This window comes from Halorubrum sp. 2020YC2, assembly GCF_018623055.1.
In the GTDB taxonomy this organism is placed as follows: domain Archaea; phylum Halobacteriota; class Halobacteria; order Halobacteriales; family Haloferacaceae; genus Halorubrum.
Genome location: NZ_CP076019.1, coordinates 2,250,994 through 2,271,498 on the forward strand (window position 1 = coordinate 2,250,994; position 20,505 = coordinate 2,271,498).

At 70.6% G+C, this 20,505-nt stretch carries 16 protein-coding genes and 4 pseudogenes; 7 read left to right on the forward strand and 13 right to left on the reverse strand.

The features are described 5' to 3' along the window. Nucleotides 1-128: 128 nt before the first annotated feature. Nucleotides 129-1,682: an MATE family efflux transporter gene (locus KI388_RS11285; RefSeq protein WP_251133146.1), complete on the forward strand. Its 1,554-nt coding sequence runs from the start codon at nt 129-131 to the stop codon at nt 1,680-1,682. A gap of 36 nt (nt 1,683-1,718) precedes the next feature. Here the strand turns inward: KI388_RS11285 and KI388_RS11290 are convergent, their stop codons facing one another. The 4 genes from KI388_RS11290 to KI388_RS11305 all read right to left on the reverse strand — a co-directional run bounded on the left by KI388_RS11290 (nt 1,719) and on the right by KI388_RS11305 (nt 5,556). Next, nucleotides 1,719-2,309 (reverse strand): cysteine hydrolase family protein, encoded by a 591-nt coding sequence (locus tag KI388_RS11290; RefSeq protein WP_215086723.1) that lies wholly within the window; start codon nt 2,307-2,309, stop codon nt 1,719-1,721. Beyond that, nucleotides 2,302-3,177 (reverse strand): YqcI/YcgG family protein, encoded by an 876-nt coding sequence (locus KI388_RS11295; protein ID WP_215086724.1) that lies wholly within the window; start codon nt 3,175-3,177, stop codon nt 2,302-2,304. The genes KI388_RS11290 and KI388_RS11295 overlap by 8 nt, the downstream gene beginning before the upstream one ends. A 622-nt stretch (nt 3,178-3,799) precedes the next feature. Next, entirely contained in the window at nt 3,800-5,284 is a 1,485-nt protein-coding gene (locus tag KI388_RS11300; RefSeq protein WP_215086725.1) for a sodium:solute symporter family protein, read from the reverse strand. Beyond that, nucleotides 5,281-5,556, reverse strand: a complete 276-nt coding sequence (locus tag KI388_RS11305) for a DUF3311 domain-containing protein (protein ID WP_215086726.1) — start codon at nt 5,554-5,556, stop codon at nt 5,281-5,283. Before KI388_RS11305 ends, KI388_RS11300 begins: the two co-directional genes overlap by 4 nt. A 175-nt stretch (nt 5,557-5,731) precedes the next feature. Here KI388_RS11305 and dnaG point away from each other — a divergent pair, with 175 nt between their 5' ends. Then, on the forward strand, nt 5,732-7,270 hold the full coding sequence (dnaG, locus tag KI388_RS11310; RefSeq protein WP_215086727.1) for a DNA primase DnaG: 1,539 nt from the start codon (nt 5,732-5,734) through the stop codon (nt 7,268-7,270). A 438-nt stretch (nt 7,271-7,708) separates the two neighbouring features. Here the strand turns inward: dnaG and KI388_RS11315 are convergent, their stop codons facing one another. Further along, on the reverse strand, nt 7,709-8,719 hold the full coding sequence (locus KI388_RS11315; protein WP_215086728.1) for an A24 family peptidase: 1,011 nt from the start codon (nt 8,717-8,719) through the stop codon (nt 7,709-7,711). Nucleotides 8,720-8,859: 140 nt separating this feature from the next. Between KI388_RS11315 and KI388_RS11320 the strand changes: the two genes are divergently transcribed. Further along, entirely contained in the window at nt 8,860-9,402 is a 543-nt protein-coding gene (locus tag KI388_RS11320) for an HPP family protein (RefSeq protein WP_215086729.1), read from the forward strand. On the opposite strand, the gene KI388_RS11325 is transcribed toward KI388_RS11320, so the two are convergent. The 7 genes from KI388_RS11325 to KI388_RS11355 all read right to left on the reverse strand — a co-directional run bounded on the left by KI388_RS11325 (nt 9,399) and on the right by KI388_RS11355 (nt 14,654). Further along, nucleotides 9,399-10,676, reverse strand: a complete 1,278-nt coding sequence (locus tag KI388_RS11325; protein ID WP_215086730.1) for a DUF6498-containing protein — start codon at nt 10,674-10,676, stop codon at nt 9,399-9,401. The two genes, KI388_RS11320 and KI388_RS11325, sit on opposite strands and share 4 nt — an antisense overlap. Before the next feature lie 79 nt (nt 10,677-10,755). After that, entirely contained in the window at nt 10,756-10,968 is a 213-nt protein-coding gene (locus tag KI388_RS11330) for a hypothetical protein (RefSeq protein ID WP_215086731.1), read from the reverse strand. After that, nucleotides 10,965-12,059, reverse strand: a complete 1,095-nt coding sequence (locus tag KI388_RS11335) for a GNAT family N-acetyltransferase (RefSeq protein ID WP_215086732.1) — start codon at nt 12,057-12,059, stop codon at nt 10,965-10,967. Before KI388_RS11335 ends, KI388_RS11330 begins: the two co-directional genes overlap by 4 nt. Beyond that, nucleotides 12,056-13,363 (reverse strand): Glu-tRNA(Gln) amidotransferase subunit GatD, encoded by a 1,308-nt coding sequence (gene gatD, locus KI388_RS11340; RefSeq protein WP_215086733.1) that lies wholly within the window; start codon nt 13,361-13,363, stop codon nt 12,056-12,058. Before gatD ends, KI388_RS11335 begins: the two co-directional genes overlap by 4 nt. Nucleotides 13,364-13,529: 166 nt before the next feature. Then, nucleotides 13,530-13,805, reverse strand: coding sequence for a helix-turn-helix transcriptional regulator (locus tag KI388_RS11345; protein ID WP_092919993.1), 276 nt, complete (start codon nt 13,803-13,805; stop codon nt 13,530-13,532). A 416-nt stretch (nt 13,806-14,221) separates the two neighbouring features. Then, the gene (locus tag KI388_RS11350; RefSeq protein WP_006630283.1) at nt 14,222-14,368 is read right to left on the reverse strand and encodes a hypothetical protein; all 147 of its coding nucleotides are present in this window, start codon (nt 14,366-14,368) and stop codon (nt 14,222-14,224) included. 61 nt (nt 14,369-14,429) lie between these two features. Further along, complete coding sequence (locus KI388_RS11355; protein ID WP_215086734.1) at nt 14,430-14,654, reverse strand: hypothetical protein; 225 nt, start codon at nt 14,652-14,654, stop codon at nt 14,430-14,432. Between the two features lie 647 nt (nt 14,655-15,301). On the opposite strand from KI388_RS11355, the pseudogene priS reads away from it, so the two are divergent. The 3 pseudogenes from priS to KI388_RS11370 all read left to right on the forward strand — a co-directional run bounded on the left by priS (nt 15,302) and on the right by KI388_RS11370 (nt 18,936). Then, a pseudogene (gene priS, locus KI388_RS11360) lies at nt 15,302-16,462 on the forward strand (DNA primase small subunit PriS). A 10-nt stretch (nt 16,463-16,472) separates the two neighbouring features. Beyond that, a pseudogene (locus tag KI388_RS11365) lies at nt 16,473-17,590 on the forward strand (hypothetical protein). A 102-nt stretch (nt 17,591-17,692) separates the two neighbouring features. After that, a pseudogene (locus tag KI388_RS11370) lies at nt 17,693-18,936 on the forward strand (MBL fold metallo-hydrolase). A gap of 34 nt (nt 18,937-18,970) precedes the next feature. On the opposite strand, the pseudogene KI388_RS15390 reads toward KI388_RS11370, so the two are convergent. Then, nucleotides 18,971-19,546, reverse strand: a pseudogene (locus KI388_RS15390) (transcriptional regulator). Between the two features lie 407 nt (nt 19,547-19,953). Here KI388_RS15390 and KI388_RS11375 point away from each other — a divergent pair. Next, nucleotides 19,954-20,499, forward strand: coding sequence for a hypothetical protein (locus KI388_RS11375; protein WP_215086735.1), 546 nt, complete (start codon nt 19,954-19,956; stop codon nt 20,497-20,499). The last annotated feature ends 6 nt before the right edge of the window (nt 20,500-20,505 follow it).

The following is a 20,505-nucleotide window of genomic DNA, read 5'->3' on the forward strand; positions in this document are numbered from 1 at the left end:
CGGCCGCGCTCGGCGCGGTGCGTCGGGTTGCGTCCGCTCGACGGCGGCGGCCGCCGCCGGGAGCGGTCGAGTGTCGTGTTCACCACCAGCACACTTTTATTATCAACGAAGAATATCGGAACGATTCGATGTTAGACGTCGACCGCGAAGGAATCACCGGCGGACCGGTGGGACGGGTGCTGCTCGTCCTCGCCGCGCCCCTCGTCGCGCAGAACGTCGTATACGTCGCCAACGCGCTGATAGACACGTTCTGGCTCGGGCGGGTGGGCGAGGACGCGGTCGCCGCCGTCGGTCTCAGCCTCCCGATCCAGTCGCTGCTCGGCGCGACGGTGGTGATCGGGGCGGTCGGCACCCAGATCCTCGTCGCGCAGCGCGCCGGAGACGACGACGACGCGGGCGCGCGTCGCGTCGCAGTCAACGGCGCGCTCGTCGCGCTCGCGGTCACGGCAGCGGTCGCGCTCCCGGTCGTCGTCTACGCCGAGGAGGTGGTGTCGCTGCTGGGGGCCGACCCGGCGCTCGCCGGCACGACGGCGACGTACCTCGCGATCGTGATCGCCGTGCTTCCCGTGGGCGCGGCGGGCGACACCGTCGAGAACTGCTTCACGGCGTACGGCGACACCCGCGCGGTGTTCCACGTGAGCCTCGTGGGCGTCCTCGTCAACCTCGTCGCCGCGCCGGTGCTCATCTTCGGGGTCGGTCCCGCGCCGGAACTCGGCGTCGCGGGCGCCGCGCTCGGCACCGCGCTCGCGGGCGTCGCCGGCCTCCTGTGGATCCTCGGGTACGCCGCCGGGATCGGCCGCGACACCTTCCGACTCACCCGCGAGGGGTTCGCGATCGACCCGGCGACCGTCCGCGAGGTCGTGGCTGTCGGCCTCCCGCTCGGCGGCCAGCGCGGCGTGAGCGAACTCGTCCGGGTCCTCGTCGTCGGTCTCGTCGCGATCGCCGGGGGAGCGGCGGGCGTCGCGGCGTACACGGTCGGCGCGCGGGTCGCGACGCTCGCGATCGTCCCGGCGCTCGGGATACAGCAGGCCGCCCAGTCGATGATCGGACAGAACCTCGGCGCGGACGCCCCCGAGCGCGCCCGCCGGACGACCACGGTCGGCACCGGGATGGTCGTCGCCGGGTTCCTCGCGCTCGGCGCGGTCCAGTTCCGCTTCGCGGGCGGGATAGCCGACCTGCTCGCGCCCGACCTCACCGCGGCGGGGCGCGACCTCGCGGTCACCTACCTCCGGATCCTCGGCGCCTCCTACTGGGCGCTCGGCGGCACCTACACCCTCTTAGCCGGGTTCAACGGCGCCTCGCGGACCCGGACCTCCTTCGCCGCGGACCTGATCAAGTACTGGGCGATCCGGTTCCCCATCGCGCTCGCGGCCGTCCCGGCCGCGACGACGTTCGGCGCGTTCGGCGTCGCCGTGACGCCCGGTCTGGGTTGGGGGGTCGAGGCCGTCTTCTGGGCGGTCGCGGCCTCGAACGTCGTCGGCTTCGTCGGACTCGGCGGCTACTTCCTGTACACGACCCGGCGCGGGATGTTCGCGAACGCCGCCGAGCGCGCGAGCGGCGGAGAGAAGGGCGGAAGCGAGAGCAGAGGCGAGGGCGGGAGCGGAAGCAAGGGCGGGGGCGGAAGCGAAGGCGGGGACAGAAGCGAGGGCGAGGCGGTCGCGGAGGCGGCCGACGACGACTGAGCGGGGGGCCGGCGCCGCGAGACGGGTCGGCTTCCGTCACTCCGCGAGGAGGTCCGCGCTCTCGACGACGGTCGCGAACTCCCCGTTGAGGTGCGCAAGCGCGACGCGGTGGGAGGTCTCCGGGTCGATCCGCTCGCCGTCGGGCGCCTCGCGGGCGTGCGTCGCGGTCGCGTCCGCGACCACCCGGACGTCGTAGCCGCGGTTCTCGGCCTCGCGCGCCGTCGTCGAGACGCAGTGGTCGGTGGTGAGTCCGCAGACGACGAGCGACTCGTACCGCGACTCGCGGAGCCACGCGTCGACCCCGGAGTCGAGGAACGCGCCGTTGACCGACTTCTCGAAGGTCGGCTCCCCGTCGACGGGCGCCGTCTCCGGCTTCCACGCGAAGCCGGGGGCGTCGGGGCGCAGCGGTGAGTCCGGCTCCGTCGAGGCGTGTCGCACGTGCGCGACGGGCCGGTCGGCCGCGCGCCAGCGGTCGAGGAGCGCGGCCGCGGCCGCCTCAGCGCCCGGGTTGTTGCGCTCGCCCCACCCCGGCTCGTCGAAGCCGGTCTGGAAGTCGACGAGGAGGAGGACGGCGTCGGCGGGCACGGCGTCGCCGCGCTCGCCGGCGGCCTCGGCGCCGTCAGTCATCGCCCAGCCCCGAGGCGGGCGCCGCGTCGGGGTCAGACCCGCCGTCCGCCTCGCCCGCGAACCGCCGCCACGCGCCGCGTTCGAGCAGGGACTCGGGCGCCTTCGGGTGGTCGCGCGTCGGGTCGAGCGGACACTCGTCCGGGGCGGCGTCGGCGTCCTCGCGGAACAGGTACTGCGTCCACTCGCGGTCGCCCTCGGCGCCCCAGTCCCCGAGGTCGGCGTGGGGACAGACGCCGTCGTAGTCGCCCATCCGGTCGCGGATCGTCTCTCGGGCACGCTCGCCCGCCTCGGTGTCGGCCGTGAGTCCCTCGAAGACGGCCCGCGGCTGGAAGGTGATCTCTAAGCCGACCGGCGAGTACCGGCTCTTCCGGTCGTCGTAGAAGGGCGCCCGCGAGGTCGGGAACAGCGGCTCGCCGCCGAAGCAGAACTCCCATCGCGGGGTGTCCGGGTCGGTCGGGATGTCTTCGGGCCACGGTTCGGGGTCATGGACGTGGAGGAACTCCAGCACGTTCCAGAGCCGCTCGTGGTAGTGCGCCTCGCCGCGCTCGTCGTCGGGCGGCCTGAAGAACACCGCAAGCGGCGCGCGGTCCGCGTGGTCGTCGTACGTGTCGAGGTATTCGAGGAGGACGTCGCGCAGCCGCAACAGCGCGGCCGGGTCCGTGGTCGACTCGCAGGCGGCGTACAGCAGGTCCCCCTCGCGCTCAACCTCGATGCCGAAGTAACAGGGGAACGGCGACCCGTCGCGCTCGCCCAGCATCGACTCGCGGAACGTCCGGTAGTGCTCTTGAAGCCACGGCGGCGCGTCGTCGAGCCGACCGCGGAGCGTCTCCTGATCCAACAGCACGCCCTCGGTCCCGGGCTCGTTCATACGCTCTATCGGAGACAGGCCGGCTTTTGGCTTTCGCCGGGTTCGACGCGACGGGAACTGTTCGGCGGCGCTATTTGTTCCCGACCGGTGCGGTGGCGCGTGCCGACGAGCGCCCGGAGGGCGCGATGTCGCACGCGCGAGGGAGTCGCGAGCGAAGCGAGCGACGAGGCTGGGGAGGCGTGAGGTGCTGTGCGGTGCCGTGCGGGTGGGACTCAAAGGGGCAGTCACGAGGGCGGCGCAGGCGTTCACGAGAGCAAAGCTCTCGTGAGCCAATCAGAACGCGAAGCGTTCTGATGACGACGTAAGCACCGCAAGGAGCGAGTGAAACGAGCGACTGAGGCGCGTGGTTCGAGAGAGCGAAGCTCTCTCGTCATCCCAAAAATCTCCGATTTTCGGGCGACAGCGAGCGTGCGCCGCCCTCGTGACTGGGGCTTTGGAGGTGTTTGCCGCCGATCTCCAGTCACTCATTTATAAACGAGCGACTGGGGCTTTGGAGGCCTTCGTCGTCGATCCGTGATCAACCGCTTATATCCGAGCGACTGGGGCTATGACGGCGGTCGCAATCGATCCGTCACCGACGAGATCCGGAACACCGGACGACAACGAACCGTCGTAGCCCTGATCAGTCACTTACCACCGCGAATCGGGAGGCGTCGCTCTCCTCGGTCGGCGCGGTGAAGAGCGAGACGCCGACCGTCAGCGCGCCGGACAGGACCATCAGCCCGAGCGCCACGTCCCAGCCGCCGAGGACCGTCCGCGGCAGCGTCGGAACGACCGGCAGCACCGACGACAGCACCACGAGCAGGTACGTCGCCTGCGGCACCGCGACGCCGGCGACCATCCCCGTCCGCGTCGTCCGGGGCCAGTAGAGCGCGCAGATCACGGGGAACGCGAGCAGCGCGAACCCGGAGAACGCGGTGTCACCCACCTCGATCAGCGTCCCCGGGCGGAAGAGGCTCGCGACGAACGCGAGCGTCGCGAACGCCGCGACGCCGACCCGCGCGATCCACGCCTCGCGCCGCTCGGAGGCGTTCGCGTCGACGAGCGGCCGGTACAGGTCGCGGGTGAAGTACGACGACCCGGACAAAAGCATCGAGTCGGACGAGGACATCATCGCGGCCATCGCGCCGGCGATGACGAGCGCGGCGAACCACGCCGGCGCGTACTCGTTCAACACGACCGGCAGCACGTTCGCGCCGTCGGGCACCTCGATCGGCATCCCGGCCGCCCACGCGCCGAGCATGAACGCGGGGAGGAAGAGCAGGAGTACCAGCACGGGCCACAGCGCGAACGACCGCTTCAGCACCGTTCCCGACTTCGCGACGAAGAACCGCTGGTTGATCTGCGGGAACATCGTCACCCCGAACGCGATGGTGATCGCCGTCGAGACGATGAACCCGGGGGTGTACGTCCCGCCGCCGAAGCTCCCGAACTCGGGGCGGGCGGCCAACATTCCCTCGGTCGCGGCGCCGACGCCGCCGACCGCCGAGAGGACCCACGCGGCGGCGACCCAGACGATAGAGAGCATTAACAGTCCCTGAAGCGTGTCGGTCCACGCCACGCCGCGGAGGCCGGCGACGCCGATGTAGAGGATCATGAACGCCGTGATCAGCGCCGCGCCGCCCCAGTAGGGGACGACGCCGTCGGTGAGGCCGACGAGCGCCTCGCCCGCGCCCATCTGCTGCAGCATCACGTACGGGAACAGCCACAGGAGGCTCACGCCCGCGACCAGCGCGCGCAGCCCGGTCGAGCCGAACCGGTCGCCCAGCATCTCCCCGAGCGTCACGTAGCCGTTGCGGGCGCCGATGAGCCACTGCTTGTAGCCGATCACGTACCACAGCACGGCGAACAGCACGCCGTCCAGCGTCCCCATCACGACCAGCCACTCGGGGCCCGCGGCGTACGCGAGGTTCGGCCCGCCGAAGAAGGTGAACGCCGAGAGCAGGGTGGCGAACGTCGTGAAAAGCAGGACGAGCGTTCCGATAGACCGGCTCGCGAGGTAGTAGTCCTCGGCCGTCGTCTCCGAGACGCGGTAGGCGACGAGGCCGAGCGCGAGCGCGACGACGAGGTAGCCGACGACGACGCCGAGCGAGACGCCGAGCGTCACGGGCGGTCACCCCCGCGGTCGACGGCTCCGCTTCCGGTCCCGTCGACGGGGTCGGCGCCCGGCCGCTGCCCCATCCCGCGGTCCCACGCGCCGCTCCGGACGAACAGCGCGAACAGGACGGTACACAGCCCGAGCCACCCGACGTGCCACCAGATCCACACCGGAAGCCCGGCGACGACGCGGTCGACCCCCCACAGCGGCCACGGCACCGCGAACGCCACGAGTATCGCGAACGTCGGTATCCACACGAGATCGCTCCGTAAGCGCGTCATGTGAATACAGTCATCTCTATTCGTACTAAGGACTATCGGATAGGTTCGAAAAGACGTGTTGGAGAGAAATATTCTTCAATAATCGACGCCGGACACGCGTGGCGATAGCTATTTTCCGCGAGGGACGAAACGTAACACGGGCGGCTCTCCCGCCCGATATCACCATTCACCCATCATGAAAGACACAGAAAAATACCTGATCCACGCCACCATCGCGGCCGACGGCGTCGTCGAGCGGAGCGACGTCGTCGGGGCGGTGTTCGGCCAGACGGAGGGGTTACTCGGCGACGAACTGGACCTCCGCGACCTCCAGGAGTCCTCGCGCGTCGGCCGGATCGACGTCGCGGTGGAGTCCGAGAACGGTCAGTCGTTCGGCGAGGTCACCGTCGCGTCGAGCTTAGACAAAGTCGAGACCGCCATCCTGGCGGCCGCGTTGGAGACCATCGACCGCATCGGCCCCTGCCACGCCTCCGTGGAGGTGACGAGCATCGAGGACGTGCGGGCGGCCAAGCGGCGCGAGGTCGTCGAGCGCGCCAAGGAGCTGATCGCCGGCGGCTTCGAGGAGACGAGCCTCGCGAGCAGCGACGTGTTAGACGAGGTCCGCGACGCCGCCCGCGTCGAGGGCATCGTCGACTACCGGGGACTCCCCGCCGGCCCGCGGGTCGGTGACTCCGACGCCGTCATCGTCGTCGAGGGGCGCGCGGACGTGCTCACCCTGCTCGACTGCGGAATCAAGAACGCGGTCGCCGTCGAGGGGACGAACGTCCCCGAGGCGGTGGCCGACCTGACCGCCGACCGGACCGTCACCGCCTTCCTCGACGGCGACCGCGGCGGCGAGCTGATCCTCCGCGAGCTGGCGCAGGTGGGCGAGGTCGACTACGTCGCGTTCGCGCCCCCCGGCGAGTCCGTGGAGGACCTCGACCGCGACGCCGTCTTCGAGGCGCTCCGCGGGAAGGTCCCGTACGCGAGCCTCGCTGACGCCGCCGACCTCCGGGCGGCCGCGAGCGACGAGGAGGCCGCCGACGACCCGGAGTCGGTCGCGCGCGTCGGGGACGGCGGCGCGGTGCCGGACGCGCCTTCGGACGGGGACTCGGTCGGTCCCTCGACCGAGTCGCCCGAGGCGGAATCTGTCGAGGCGGAGTCGCCCGAGGCGGAATCTGTCGAGGCGGAGTCGCCTGCCGTCGACCCGGAGAAGGGGTCGCCCGAGTCGCGAGGTGGGGACGACGCATCGGGGGGCGACGACGGCGAGGCGGAGGCGAGCGTCGACCCCGACGACGGTTCGACGACCGGCGACGGTCCGGCGACCGGCGCCGAACCCGAGTCGACCGCGGGCGACGGTCCCGACGCGGAGGCGACCGACGAGGCGGACGGCGAGTCGGCCGACGGTTCGGAGACCGACGAGAGCGACGAGCCGGGGTCGATCGCGGCGCACGTCAGCGAGGTCGTCGACGGGGAGACGGAACGCGCGCGGCTCCTCGGCGACGAGTTCGGCGTCCTCGACGAGGTCGACGCCGCGGACGCGTTCGACGCGGTCGAGAGCGCCGAGACCGTCCCGGAAGCCGTCGTCGTCGACGGCACCGTCGACCAGCGGCTGCTCGACGTGGCGGCCCAGCGCGGCGTCGGAGACCTGATCGGCCGGGACCTCGGGGAGTTCGTGAAGCGGCCGGTCGGGACGCGCGTCCTCGCCGCTGATGACGTCTGGGCCGAGAACTGACGAGACGACGCGGTCGCCGTCGATTATTTATAAACAGGTGACCGCGGATCGGCGGCGAACACCGCCAAATTACCAGTCACCCGGCTGCACGTGCTTGCTAACCCTGCGGTGAACGCCTCCAAAGCCCCAGTCGCGAGGCCGGCGCACGCTTGCTGTCGTTCGAAAGGCGCGCAGCGCCTCTCGTGATGTCGTCAGAACGCGAAGCGTTCTGACTGGCTCACGAGAGCTTTGCTCTCGTGAACGCCTGCGCCGGCCTCGCGACTGCCCCTTTGAGTCCCGCCCCGCACAGCAACCGCACCTCACTCCCCCCCAGCCTCGCCGCTCGCTCCCTTCGGTCGCTCGCGGCGTCCCTCGCGCGTGCTGCTCGGCCGCGGAGCGGCCTCGCAGGCACGCGCCACCGCACCACCTCGCTCATTTATAAGTAGCGTCGTCGCCGGCTCACACCAGCCCGACCGCGCCGAGCACGGCGAACAGCGCGTCGCCGTACGTCAGCGAGACGAGGAGGCCGACCGCCATCGGGACGACGAACGGCATCCCCGGCGAGACCAGCACGCGGTCCTCGCGGGCGACGACGTCGAGACCGTCGCGGAGCGTCGCGGCGTCCGTGCCGTAGGCCCCGCGGTCGATGTCGTCGAGGAAGCGCTCGGCCGCCCAGGGGTCGTCGAACTCGCGGCGGGAGTCATCGCCTCCCCCGGCGTCGCCGTCGATTTCCGCGTCGACCGCGCTACCCCCGTCGGTCCGCGGGCCGACGCGGGTTCCCCCGTCCGTCGGGTCGAACGTCTCGTCGACGGAGGCGGGGTCGCGGAGGCCCGCCGAGCCGGCCCGCAGGTCCGCGAGCGTGAGGCCCCGCCAGCGGAGGTACATCCGGAGCGCGTCGAGGTCGAGTCCGGCCCGCGTCGGGCCTTCCGGGTCCTCGAACAGCCGGCCATGGCGGTCGGGCAGCGAGTCGGTCGCGACCGGCCGCGCGAGGAACATGCTGGAGGAGACCTCGCCCCGAAGGAGGTTGCGGACGGCGAGACCGAGCGGGTACGCGAGCCCGAGCAGGACGGTGTTCGTGAGGATCGTCAGCGAGAACACGCCGATGTCGGTGTCGACGAGCGGGACGGCGAGACCGGCGACCTCGTAGGCCGGGAACGTCGGGAAGATCACCGCGAGCGCGATCATCGCCTTGGCGTCGGCGCCGCCGAACGCGCCGAGGTACCAGAAGGCGTAGCCGAGCGGCGCGACGAACAGCAGGCTGATCGCGGCCCGCACGAGGAATATCCGCCCGTCGAACCCCGCGAACGGCCACAGCGAGACGGCCTCCCAGAGTAAGAGTAGCGCGCCGGACAGGTACAGCGGCGGCCAGATCCGGTTCGGGAGGCGCCGAGTCCGGACGTCCCGGATCGCCGCCCACGCGAAGACGGGGACGACGAGCAGTCGGAGGAGGTCCGGCAGCGTCGCGAACATGTCTCCACGGGCGAGACGGGACCAATTAGGCGTTCGGGTTCGGCTATCGCGAGCGATACCGCCGACCCCCTCGCCCGGTCCGCGGTGTCCCGCTCCGCGATTCGCCGGGGCTTTGTGAGTCGCCCGCCGACCGGGTCGCAATGCGCCGCCGCCTCGGGACGAGCCTCTACGCCGGCCTGCTCTTTACCGTCCTCGGGACCGTCGCGTGGGCGACCGGCCAGCCGTTCGTCTTCCCGAGCCTCGGCCCGTCCGCGTTCGTCCTCGCGTTCGACCGGCGGAGCGAGCGGGAGCGCGCCGTCCGCGTGGTCGGGAGCCACCTGATCGGCGGCGTCGCCGGGCTGGCGGCGTGGACGGTCGTCGCGGACGGCGCCGCGCTCACGGCGACGCCGCCAGCGTTCTCCCCCGAGGGGGTCCGGCTGACCGCGAGCGCAGTCGCCTCGCTCGTCGCGACCAGCTGGGCGATGATCGCGACCGGGACGGTCCACCCGCCGGCGTGCGCGACGACGCTCATCGTCTCGCTCGGCCTGCTCTCGACGCCCGCCGAGGTGGCGATCATCGTCGCGAGCGTGACCGTCCTCGTCGCCTTCCACGCGGTCGTAATCATCGCGTTCAAGCGCCTCGTCGGTGACGCGCACCCGCTGTACGGGCGAGACGAGGAAGGGGACAGAGGGAGTTCGAGCTAACCGTCCGGCCGGTCGGCTCGCCTGTCGAAGACGTCGAGGATCGGCTCGGCGTCCGCGAGTCCCGGAATCCGGTACTCGTCGTCGCGGAGTTCGATCACGACGGTCTCGGTGCCGAGCCGGCGGTCGAGCCGGCCCCGCTCCACCCGGAGGTCGGTCTCGTCCCACGGCTCGACGCGCCACAGCGCGGTGTCGAACAGCCGGTCGTAGGCGACGAGCGCGTCGTCGCCGGCGCGGTACTCGACGAGCCCGTACCGGAGTTCGTGGTCGAGCGCGGCGAGCGCCAGCGGGACCATGAGGGCGGCCGCGAGGAGGGCGGCGACGGTCGACCACTCGCCACCGATCGCGAAGATCGCGGCGACGAGCGCCGGGAGAGCGCTGAGATACCACAGTCCGGGGTGGCCGAGCGGCGTCGTCAACGCTCCCGCGAGGCGAGCCCGGCGCGGCTGGCGGACACTCCGGACCGGATCCGCGACCGAGCCGTCGATCGGCTCCGTCGAGGGCGGGTCGTACGAGAGCCCCAAGTCGAGCGACGACGACTCGTCGAACGCGGTCAGTCGGTCTCGGTACAGCCCGGCGAGATCGAAGGCGGCCTTGACACCGACGATTCCCAAGAGCAGTGGGAGGCCGGCAATACCGGGGTCGACCGCGGACAGCTCGGCGTCGGGCCCCACCGTCGCCGCGCCGATCAGCGTGACGGCGAAGATTCCGCCGAGCGCTATCGTTCCCGCCCTGAAGAAGACGCCTCGCATCGCGGTCTGGGCGCTGTGTTCGCGGTACTCACCCTTGTGAATGTAGTCGACGAGGGTCGTCCCGCCCTCGGTCGCGAAGATGACGAGCACCGCGAGCGTCACCGAATCGAGCGCGTCGGGAGCGAGCCCGCCGTCGACGGCGACGCCGACGGTGGGAATGCCGGCGATGAACCACATGCCCGCGAGTACCGGAGCGATGATCGGAAGCACCAGCAGCGTCGAGACTCGGATCCCGAGATCGGTTCCCGGGACGGGAATCGCGACGCGTCTCGCCGCCAGCGGACCAACGATCAGCCCGCCACGATCGACCTCGGAGAGGCGTCCGGCGAACAGCGCCCGGACGACGGCCCAGAACGCGGTGATTCCGAGCTCGAACCAGTAGAGGAACACCAGCGCCCCCGCGTTCCAACCGAGCGCGACGACGCCGACGAGCGGGAGCAGGTTCGCGATCGCTATCGAGAGCGCTCGGGGACGACGGCCGCGGGTGAGCGCACGCAGCCAGTAGGGCAAGCGGGGGGAGGGCATCCGTCGGTCGTTATCGGGTCGTCGCACATAAGCGGTCTGGAGCGGTCCGTCGTGAGACCGGGCGACGGGAGCCGATCCCCTACCGCGCCGGCCCGGCCTCGCGGTGGAGGTACAGGTAAAGGAGCACCGGAACGATGGTGAAGAGGAGCGTCGAGAGAGCCCAGAGGACCGCGTAGCGGCTCCCGCGCGCCTTCGCGTCGCGATAGATCCACACCGCGGCGGCGACGACGACGCCGTAGACCACGAGCGTGAGCGGGAGCGACCACGGGAGGGCGACGCCGAAGAGCGTCATCGGTCACCGGTGAGGTCCGCGCACATTACGAAGTCCGGTTCGCCCGCGACCGGGACGCGGTTCGCCCCGGTATCGCTCACGTGCTCGACCGTCTCGGGGATCAGCACGCGCGCCTCGTCGGCGTCGACCGCGGCGGCGTCGGCCGCGACCGCGTCGTACAGCGCTCCCGCCGCGTCGACGTCGCGCCACGCCGCGGCGCCGTACGTCGCGATGCGGGTCGTCTCGTCGTCGACCTCGCGCTCCGTTACGCGGGTCCGGACCGCGAAGCCGGTGAGGGCCTCGGGGCCGGCGACCGCGATCAGCCGGTCCTCGGCGGCCGCGGTCGCGAGTCGCTCGCGGGTGAGCGCGGAGCAGGCCCACGACTCGTCAGGGTCGAGCGCGAGGCCGCGCAGGTGGTCGCGGGCGTCGCTGTCGCTCCAGAACGCCCACGCCGCGTTCGGGTCGGCGTCGTCGAGCGCGTCGAAATCAGTCGGGCCGGAGTCGACCGCGTCGGAGTCGACTTCCCCGTCGCCGAGCGCCTCCGAGTCCGGCTCCGGCTCCGCGAACCGGAACTCGGTCTCCGGTTCGAAGCCGACCGCGCGCGACTGACCGAGCCCCATGACGTTCCACGAGAACACCATGTTGCGGCAGACGGTCGCGCCGCGCTCGCGGCTCCAGTCGAGCGCGGCCGTCGAGAGCGCGGTGCCGACGCCGTGCCCGCGGGCGGCGGGGTCGACGCGGATTCCCTGTCCCCACGCCTCCCACTCCGACAGCGAGACGGCCTGGATACAGCCGACGACCGCCTCGGGGTCGCCCGCGTCCGCGACGCCGTCGCCGTCGCCCGCGACGAGGGTGTCTCCCGGTTCGCGGTCGTCGAGACCGGTGGGTTCGACCGCTTCCGGCGGGAGCGTCGCGACGAAGGTGCCGCGCTTCGGGTCGTCGGACGCGGCCCAGTCGGGGAACACCCGCGGGATGTAGTCGTCGTGGCGCTCGCCCCACGTGTCCCGCGTGAACGCCGCGACCGCGTCGGCGTCGGCGGGACGGGCCTCGCGGACGACTGGGGCGGGCGCCGAGTCGGAGTCGGGCGCCGGCTTCCCCTCCGATCCCGTCATCGCCAGGGCTGCGACTCCTCGGTCAGTTCGCCGGCGAGGTCTCGGCCCATCGCCTCCGCGGGGTCGGAGCGGTTCGCGAGCGCCCACATCAGCTTCACCTTCGCGGTGCCGGGGAGGGTGTCGCCCGCCTCGACGACGCCCGCGTCCAGCAGGTCGCGGCCGGTGTCGTACACGCGGTCGCAGACCCGCCCGTCGAGACACTGGCTCGTCATCGCGACGACGGTCCCGGCCTCGACGAGCTCCTCGATCCGCGGGATGAGGTCGGTGTGAACGTGGCCGAGCCCGGTCCCCTCGATCACGACGCCGTCCTTGTCGTCTAAGTACTCCCACGCGGCCGGGTCCATCCCGGGCGTGAACTTGACGAGTTCGACGTCGCCGTCGAGGTCGGGCGCGACGGAGACGGCGTCACCGTCACCTTCGGTATCGCCCCGCGGGAGCGGCTCGCGGTTCCACTCGATCGCCGCGTCGGCCGCGTCGCCCTCGGCGCCCGCCTCGGCCGCGGCCGCGTAGTCGATCACGCCGAGCGGGGCGGCGCCGACCGTCTCGAAGGCGTCCCGACGGGAGGTGTGGTTCTTGCGGACGCGCGTGCCGCGGTGTAGCGCGCAGGCGTCGTCGGACTGGCCCGCGTGCATACAGACGAGCGTCTCGGCGTGGTCGGCCTTCGCGGCCTCGACGGCGCAGACCGCGTTCATCACGTTGTCGGAGGAGGGGCGGTCCGCGGAGCGCTGGCTCCCGGTGAACGCGACCGGGACCGGCGCGTCGAGCATGAAGGAGAGCGCGGAGGCGGAGTACTGCATCGTGTCGGTGCCGTGCATCACGACGACGCCGTCGGCGCCGGCCTCGATCTCCTCGCGGACGGCCGCGGCGAGGTCGCGCCAGATGGACGGCTCCATGTTCTCCGAGAGGATGTTCGCGACGACCCGCCCGCGGTAGTTCGCGCGGCCGGCGAGTTCGGGGACGGCCCGGAGGACGTCCTCGGCGTCGAACTGGGCGGTGACCGCGCCGGTCCGGTAGTCGACGGTGGAGGCGATGGTGCCGCCGGTCGAGATGAGCGAGACCGTCGGCAGGTCCTCGTCGAAGGTTATCTCGGAGGTGGCGTCGTCCGCGTCGTCGGTCTCCGCCGCGGGGTCGACCTCGCGGACGCCGGACTCGAGCACCTCGACGTCGGCCTCCTCGCGGTCGACGCCGACGTTGTACCCGCCGTCGAGCTTGACGACGAGGTGGTCGCGCGTCGTGGAGGGGAGCAGTACGCCCTCGTTGGTGACGCCCCCGCGATCGACGCGGACGCGATCTCCCGGTTGCATACGACCGAGTTCCGCCGGGGCGGACTTGAATCCAACCGTTCGGCGCCGCGAGGGCGCCGCGACAAGGCGAAGCGAGACGAGATCGGAGAAGAGAGAACGGAACCGACGGCGACCGGCGGCGACGCGCTTTGGCCCGCCGCGGCTGGCGATCGGGCGGGACGCGGGGTCAGTGCTCGATGTACTCCGCTTCCCAGTCGGTCCGGGCCTCGATCTCGCGGCGACCGCGGCGAGTCAGCGTGTAGTAGTTGGTGCGGCGGTCGCGCTGGCCCTTCTCGACGAGCCCCTTCTCGACGAGCGTGTCGAGGTTCGGATAGAGACGGCCGTGGTGGATCTCCTTCTCGTAGTACCCTTCGAGCTCCTCTTTGATAGCCAGCCCGTGCGGCTCGTCGAGCCCCGCGATCACGTAGAGCAGGTCACGCTGAAAACCTGTGAGGTCGTACATACAACTGCTCCTACATACCTGTCGAAAATAAATAAATATACCGTTATTTTACCCCTCACGCGACCAGTCGTCGCGCCTTAGGCCCCACATAACAGCCGGCTCAGTTCTATCAGTACGATAATTGTCACACGACACCGAACCGAGCGTTCTCGGCCGCAACTCGTTTACGTGTCTGATACGTGCCCGGATCCGGAGACGGGGTCTCGTCGCTCGACGGAGTGGTACGAGCGTCTGCCCGCTCTGACACGAGAGAATCGGCGCCAGAGCTACGCGGTCGAGTATCGGAAGAAGGCACGCCCGACGCGGAAAAAAGCCGCGTCGGGCCTGCCGATTGGTCCCCGCTGACGCTTCGGCCCTCCAGACGAAGCGTCATCTGAACATAGCGGGTAGAACGTAATAAACGTGTCGTACGTCGCTCACATATGTTCTTCTTCTAACACCCACCCGAGCGCGCGCTTGTAGTGGGTGAAAAGCTCCTCGACGCCGCGGTGATTCATCTCCTCGTCGTCGAGCTGTTCGCGGAGGAACTCGTACTGCTCTCTGATCTCCTCTTCGGAGCGCATACCGGGCGAAGGGCCGCCGGGCGGATAGTGTTGTGGCCGAGGGGATCCGGGCGGTCGAAATTCATCGGTACCACGCGACGAAAGCGCCTGTTATCAGCAGCGCGCCGACGGCGGTCAGTACGCCGCCGAGACGCGTCGACCCGGTGAGCGTCGTCGTCCCGAGTAGCATCGTCACGCCGACCGTCGTCGTCAGGGCGCCGGTTACCAGGAATACGGCGCCCCACACCACGTCGGGGACCAGTTTGACTACTTCACCGATGAGCACGTCGACGATGTCGTCGAGCATGGGGACCAGCCGTGTGCCGTCGACGATTCTGCCGATCAAAATACTGTCGACGGTCGGCGTCGATAGGTGATTCCAGTAGCGAACAGTATCAAATTCCTATCTGTCCGCTTATAAATAAGAGACAGCGGATCGACGTTGACCACTTCCAAAGCCCCAGCCGCTCACTTATAAATAACTGACTGCGGATCAGCGGAGAACACCTCCAAAGCCCCAGCCGCGAGGGCTCGCGCGACTCGCTGCGCTCCTCAGTCAGTCGCTACCGCTCCTTCTTTGCGGTGCTTGCGTCGTCGTGCTTCGCCCTCGCGGCTGCCCCTTTGACTCCCACCCCGCCCCGCACAGCACCGCACCTCACACCTCCCCAGCCTCGCGGCTCACGGCTCGCGGCTTCGCCGCTCGCGTTCGCCGCGTCCCTCGCGCGTGCTGTCGCCGGCGCTACGCGCCGGCTGCCAGAGGGACCGAAGGTCCCTCGCGACTCGCGGTCGCCTTCGGCGGCCGCTCGCAGGCACGCAGGGAGGCGCGACGCGCCTCTTACAGCCGGCGGCAGAGCCGCCGGCGACGCCACCGCCTCGTTCATTTATAAACAATTGCTGTCGCGGTCGCCGGCGAACGGTAACGTTGATACGTCGACCGCGGGTACGAGAGGAGACATGGACGACCGGACCCGCGAGTACCTCCGGGTCGCTTCAGCGACTACTACCGGTCGGTCTCGCTGTCGCTCCCGCCCGACGCGAACCTCCGCGAGTGGGGCCACATCCCGTGGACCCCCGGGTCGGGGACGACGATGGTCCGCCACCAGTCGCTGTACGACCTCGGTGACGTCGACACGTTCTTCGCGGACAACGCGCCCCGACACGCCTACTTCTCGGCCGCGCGCTACGACGACCCGGGCGCGGCGACGATGGGACAGAAGGGGTGGCGGAACGCCGACCTCGTCTTCGATTTAGACGCCGACCACCTCCCCGGCGTCGACCCGGAGACCACCTCGTACCCGGAGATGCTCGCGACGTGTAAGGACGCGCTCCTGCGCCTGCTGGACTTCATCGACGACGACTTCGCGTTCGAGGACGTGACCGTCGTCTTCTCCGGCGGGCGGGGCTACCACGTCACGTCCGCGACGAGAGCGTCCGGGAGTTAGACAGCGACGCGCGCCGCGAGGTCGTCGACTACGTGCGCGCGATCGACCTCAACACCGACGGGCTGATCCGGACCGTCTCGGACCGCGGGACGACGAAGCGCGTCCTCCGTACGGAGGGCGGGTGGGGCGCGCGCGTCCACGACGCCCTGGTCGAGTACGCCGACGACCTGCGCGAGATGGACGACGAGGCCGCCCGCGAGCGACTGACGGAACTCGACGGCATCGGCGAGGGGCGCGCGGAGACGATCCTCGGCGCGTTCGACCGGAACCCGACCGCGGTGCCGAGGGCAACGTCGAGGCCGGCGGCCCGGGAGTCAGGCGGCTCGTCTCCGCGCTCGCCTCGCGCGTCGCCGCGGAGGACGCCGCGCCGATCGACGAGCCGGTGACGACCGACACCCGCCGGCTCATCCGGCTGCCGGGGACGCTCCACGGCGGCTCCGCCCTGGTCGTCACGCCGCTCGACCGCGACGAGATAGACGAGTTCGACCCGCTCCGGGACGCGGTCCCGGACCGGTTCGTCGGGCGCGAGATCCGGATCGAGACCGACGCGGATCGGACGGTAGAATTAAACGGCGAGCGCGTCAGAGTTGAATCCGGTAGAAACACCGTGCCCGAGTACGCGGGAGCGTTCCTGATGGCCCGCGGCGAGGCGCGGAAAGCCCCCGAACGATGACCGACAACAAATGAACCTCGACGAACTTCGATCCGCGCAGGCGAAGGAGCGCCGGAAGGACAGCCTCCAGCACCTGCGGGACTCGTTTTACGACGACGTGGGCGCGTACGTCGCGGACTTACGCGCCGCGCGCGACCGCCGCGCCGAGCAGGTCGAGAACCCGTTCGAGGACGACGACATCCGCCGGCTCTCCGACGAGGTGGAGACCGCCGAGGAGGTCGCGGAGGCGCTGTACGAGCGCCGGGTCGGCAAGGTCGTCAAGCTCGCCTCCTTCGCCGCGGCCGACATGTCCGTCGACGAGGAGGGGATGACGACCGAGGAGCGCCGGCTGTTCGACGACCTCGTCGAGCGCATCACCGCGAACAAGTCGGAGGTCCTCGACGTGCTCGCGGGCGAGTCCCCGGTAGCGAACGGCTCCGCGACGGGCGACGGGGCCCCAGACGACACGCCGGCCTCGGACGCCGCCCCGGCGCCGGACCCCCCGACGGACCGAGCGCCCGAGACACAGGCGACCCGATCGGCCGACGAGGCGAAGGCGACCGGCGCGGAGCCGACCGGCGCGGAGCCGACCGAGTCGCCGCCCGCCGACGGGGCGCGCTCGCCGGTGCGATGGGCGGCGACGACGGCGAGTCGAACCCCGACGCGTCGGCGGGGTCGCCCGAGGGCGGAGCGGTCCCGTCGGCCGGGCCCGGTGACGAGGCCGACGCCGAGACGACGCCGGTGCCGCCCGACCCGGCGCCCCCGGGAGCCGTCGGCGTCGGGGACGAAGGGAGCGAGGCCGACGGAACCGGTGACGCCGGCGCGGCCGACGCCGACCTCGGCGGCGACGCGGACGCGGAGCCGGACCCCGGGGCGACGGCGGACGGCGGAGCGGTGCCCGAGACGGGAACGGGGGGCGGGCCGGCGCCCGAAACGAGCACGGACGACGGGTCGGACGACGTGCCGGACGCCGACTCCGGCGCGGCGGCGGCGGCCGAGCGGGCGACCGTCCGGATCACTCGCGACGTCGGGGCCATCTTCGGCGTCGACGAGCGGGAGTACGAACTCGCCAGCGAGGACGTCGTCTCGCTCCCGGTCGAGAACGCCGACCCGCTGGTTCAGCGCGACGCCGCCGAGCGCATCGACTGACGCCGGGGGTCTCTTTTCCCGCGGGGACGCGGCCGCGAGGGGTCGGGAGTCTGGAAAGCGTGACCGACGGACACTAACGCCGCGGGCGGCTACGGGCGCTCGATGGAGTTGGAGTTCCTCGGCGGCGCCCGCGAGGTCGGCCGGAGCGCCCTCCTCGTCGACGACGCCCTCCTTCTGGACTACGGGCTCATGACGGCCGACCCGCCGCGGTACCCGGTCCGGGACCCCGAGCCGGAGGCGGTCGTCGCCTCGCACGGACACCTCGACCACGTCGGGGCGGTGCCCGCGCTGCTGAAGGGCGACCGCCGACCGCCGTCCACTGGACGCCGCCGACCGGCGAACTCGCGCGGACGCTGGCCGAGGACACGCTGAAGCTCCACGGCAACAGCCCGCTGTGTCCGTTCGGCGCCGAACACGTCGCGCGGCTGGGCGAGGTGAACGCCGGCACGGCTACGGCGACCCCTTCCGGTCGCGGGCGGAATCGACGGCGGCGGCTACGAGGTGACGCTGTTCTCGGCGGGACACATCCCCGGCTCCGCGCACGTCCTCGTCGACGACGGGGACACGCGGCTGCTGTACTCCGGGGACTTCCACACCGACGACCAGCGGCTGGTCGCGGGGACGACGGCGCGCCCCGACGCCGACGTCGTCGTCTGCGAGTCCACCTACGCCGACGTGACCCACGAGGAGCGCGCGGCGGTGGAGTCGGCGTGGGCCGAGCGCGTCGAGCGGACGATATGGGAGGGCGGCACCGTCGTCGCGCCCGCGTTCGCCATCGGCCGGACGCAGGAGCTGCTCCTCGTCGCGGCCGCGGACGGCCTCACGCCGTACGTCGACGGGATGGGCGTCGAGGTGACCGAGATGCTCCGAGGGTACCCGTCGTTCCTGCGCGACTCGGACGCGTTCGACGCGGCGGTCGGAAGGGCTCGCGCCGTCACGGGGCGCGACGGACAGCGCGAGCGGATCGCGGCCGAGAACGCCCTGATCGTCACCACCTCGGGGATGCTCGCGGGCGGCCCCGTCCACACGTACCTCCCGGAAATCCGGACGAACCCGACGAACCTCGTGACGCTGACGGTACCAAGTGGAGGGGACGCCGGGACGCGAGCTACAGGAGCGGGCAGTTGGAGCTGAACGGACGGGTTCAGCCCGTGAGCGCGCGGGTGGAGTCGTACGACTTCTCCGCGCACGCCGACCGCGAGGGGCTGGAGTCCTTTTTGGACGCCTACCGGGACGCGCGGGTGCTGGTGAACCACGGCGACCGCTGCGAGGCGTTCGCGGAGGACCTCCGAGCGGACGGGTTCGCGGCGAGCGCGCCCGAAATCGGGGAGCGGATCGGGTTGTGAGCCGCGTCGACCGCCGCGCGGCCGGCCGCTCCGTTCACTCCCGCTTCCGGAGTTCGGGCGGTTTCTCCAAGTTGCCGAGGCGAGTGCGCTCGCCGTAGTAGTAGTGGAGCGCGGCGGAGACCGCGAAGGCGGTGACCGCGAAGGCGGCGACGGCGGTGCCGTCGAGCGCGGCGAACAGGGGGCCTTGACCGCGACCGCGAGCGTGACGGCGCCAACAGCGCGGCGAGCCCGAGGTAGTAGAGGCTCCACGGGATCTCCCGCCCGCGGAGCACCTCGATGTACACGTCGAGGTCGTCGAGGACCGGCGTGGGTTCGACCACCTTCGCCTCGTCGTCGTACTCGACCACGCCGCGCTCGTCGAGCTTCGGCAGGTGGGTGCGCGTGAGGACCGTGTGGACGTTGCGCCGGTCGTCGTAGCCGATCGTCTCGGGGTCGACGCCCAGCTCCCAGGCGGTGACGCGCGTCGAGAGGTCGGCCACGTCCATCGGCCGTCGGCGCGCTTCAGGGCGTGGATCGCGAAGCGGCGGCGGCGGTTCGCGAGCAGTTCGAATATCTCTCCTTCCGGCAGCGATACGTCGCCCGTCGTTCCCATCGGGGTCGTCGAGAGCATCGTGTGGCGCGCGCCGACCGAGACCGCTGGCGGGTCTCCTGTTCGGCGGTTAACACTAACCCGTGTCCCAGACTACATAAATCGAGCCGACGTTTTAGCGGAGTGGAGGGGATATTCGGCGGGTATATCACCCCCTTCGGCCGGGTCAAGCGGTGCTTGATGTGGCGAATTACGGGCTGAAACCGCGGTTTCGGCGTCGTTTCCGAAATCAGAAATGAACCGGGTTCGAGCGCGGGTCGAGGTCGGATCAAGCGGTGCCTGTGGCGGTTCGAGGCCGGGTCGTGATTTCTTCCGGGAGTTCCTGTGGCGCTTCGAGCGTGTCATAACGATAGGGGATAGGCTACATGGGGGAAGTGAAGCGGCCGACGCGGGACGGTCCCCGCGAGCCCGGTCGCGGACACACAACCATGGAACGACGTAAGTTCGTAGTTGGCCTGGGTGCATTGGCTTCCGGAAGCGCGGCCGCGATGGGTACGGGCGCGTTCACGAGTGTGACGGCTAATCGGCAGGTCGACGTTAAGGTCGCCGAAGACGCCAACGCATACCTCGGGCTTCAGAATTCCGGGGACGCAAACGATCCGTACTTTGATGCGTCCGGTGACGAGTACTCGGTCGACTTCAATAGTATTCCTGACGATACCACTAATGGGACCGCCGGCGGCTCCGGTGTGAACCCGAACGCTGACACGATTGCGGAATCGGTTTTCCAGATTGTCAATCAGGGAACGCAGGAAGTTACCGTTTCCCTGTCCGGAGATGGCGATGTCTCGACTCAAGGCCGGTCGACTTCTGTTTCCGCTCCGAGCAATGATGGGATTAATGCGTCTCTCTCGGATGACGAGGCTGGAGACGCGACGCTCTCGCCGGGAGACTCCATCGACGTCGACTTCGCCATTAATTCCGGAACGTCAGATCTCAGTGGAACGCTCACGATCAGCGCAAACGACACCTAAAACAGG

Excerpts from the sequence above, each read along its gene's own strand:
- KI388_RS11285 (WP_251133146.1), top strand. The coding sequence starts at position 129 with ATGTTAGACGTCGACCGCGAAGGAATCACCGGCGGACCGGTGGGACGG.
- KI388_RS11290 (WP_215086723.1), bottom strand. The coding sequence starts at position 2,309 with ATGACTGACGGCGCCGAGGCCGCCGGCGAGCGCGGCGACGCCGTGCCC.
- KI388_RS11295 (WP_215086724.1), bottom strand. The coding sequence starts at position 3,177 with ATGAACGAGCCCGGGACCGAGGGCGTGCTGTTGGATCAGGAGACGCTC.
- KI388_RS11305 (WP_215086726.1), bottom strand. The coding sequence starts at position 5,556 with ATGACGCGCTTACGGAGCGATCTCGTGTGGATACCGACGTTCGCGATA.
- dnaG (WP_215086727.1), top strand. The coding sequence starts at position 5,732 with ATGAAAGACACAGAAAAATACCTGATCCACGCCACCATCGCGGCCGAC.
- KI388_RS11315 (WP_215086728.1), bottom strand. The coding sequence starts at position 8,719 with ATGTTCGCGACGCTGCCGGACCTCCTCCGACTGCTCGTCGTCCCCGTC.
- KI388_RS11320 (WP_215086729.1), top strand. The coding sequence starts at position 8,860 with ATGCGCCGCCGCCTCGGGACGAGCCTCTACGCCGGCCTGCTCTTTACC.
- KI388_RS11325 (WP_215086730.1), bottom strand. The coding sequence starts at position 10,676 with ATGCCCTCCCCCCGCTTGCCCTACTGGCTGCGTGCGCTCACCCGCGGC.
- KI388_RS11330 (WP_215086731.1), bottom strand. The coding sequence starts at position 10,968 with ATGACGCTCTTCGGCGTCGCCCTCCCGTGGTCGCTCCCGCTCACGCTC.
- KI388_RS11335 (WP_215086732.1), bottom strand. The coding sequence starts at position 12,059 with ATGACGGGATCGGAGGGGAAGCCGGCGCCCGACTCCGACTCGGCGCCC.
- gatD (WP_215086733.1), bottom strand. The coding sequence starts at position 13,363 with ATGCAACCGGGAGATCGCGTCCGCGTCGATCGCGGGGGCGTCACCAAC.
- KI388_RS11345 (WP_092919993.1), bottom strand. The coding sequence starts at position 13,805 with ATGTACGACCTCACAGGTTTTCAGCGTGACCTGCTCTACGTGATCGCG.
- KI388_RS11350 (WP_006630283.1), bottom strand. The coding sequence starts at position 14,368 with ATGCGCTCCGAAGAGGAGATCAGAGAGCAGTACGAGTTCCTCCGCGAA.
- KI388_RS11355 (WP_215086734.1), bottom strand. The coding sequence starts at position 14,654 with ATGCTCGACGACATCGTCGACGTGCTCATCGGTGAAGTAGTCAAACTG.
- KI388_RS11375 (WP_215086735.1), top strand. The coding sequence starts at position 19,954 with ATGGAACGACGTAAGTTCGTAGTTGGCCTGGGTGCATTGGCTTCCGGA.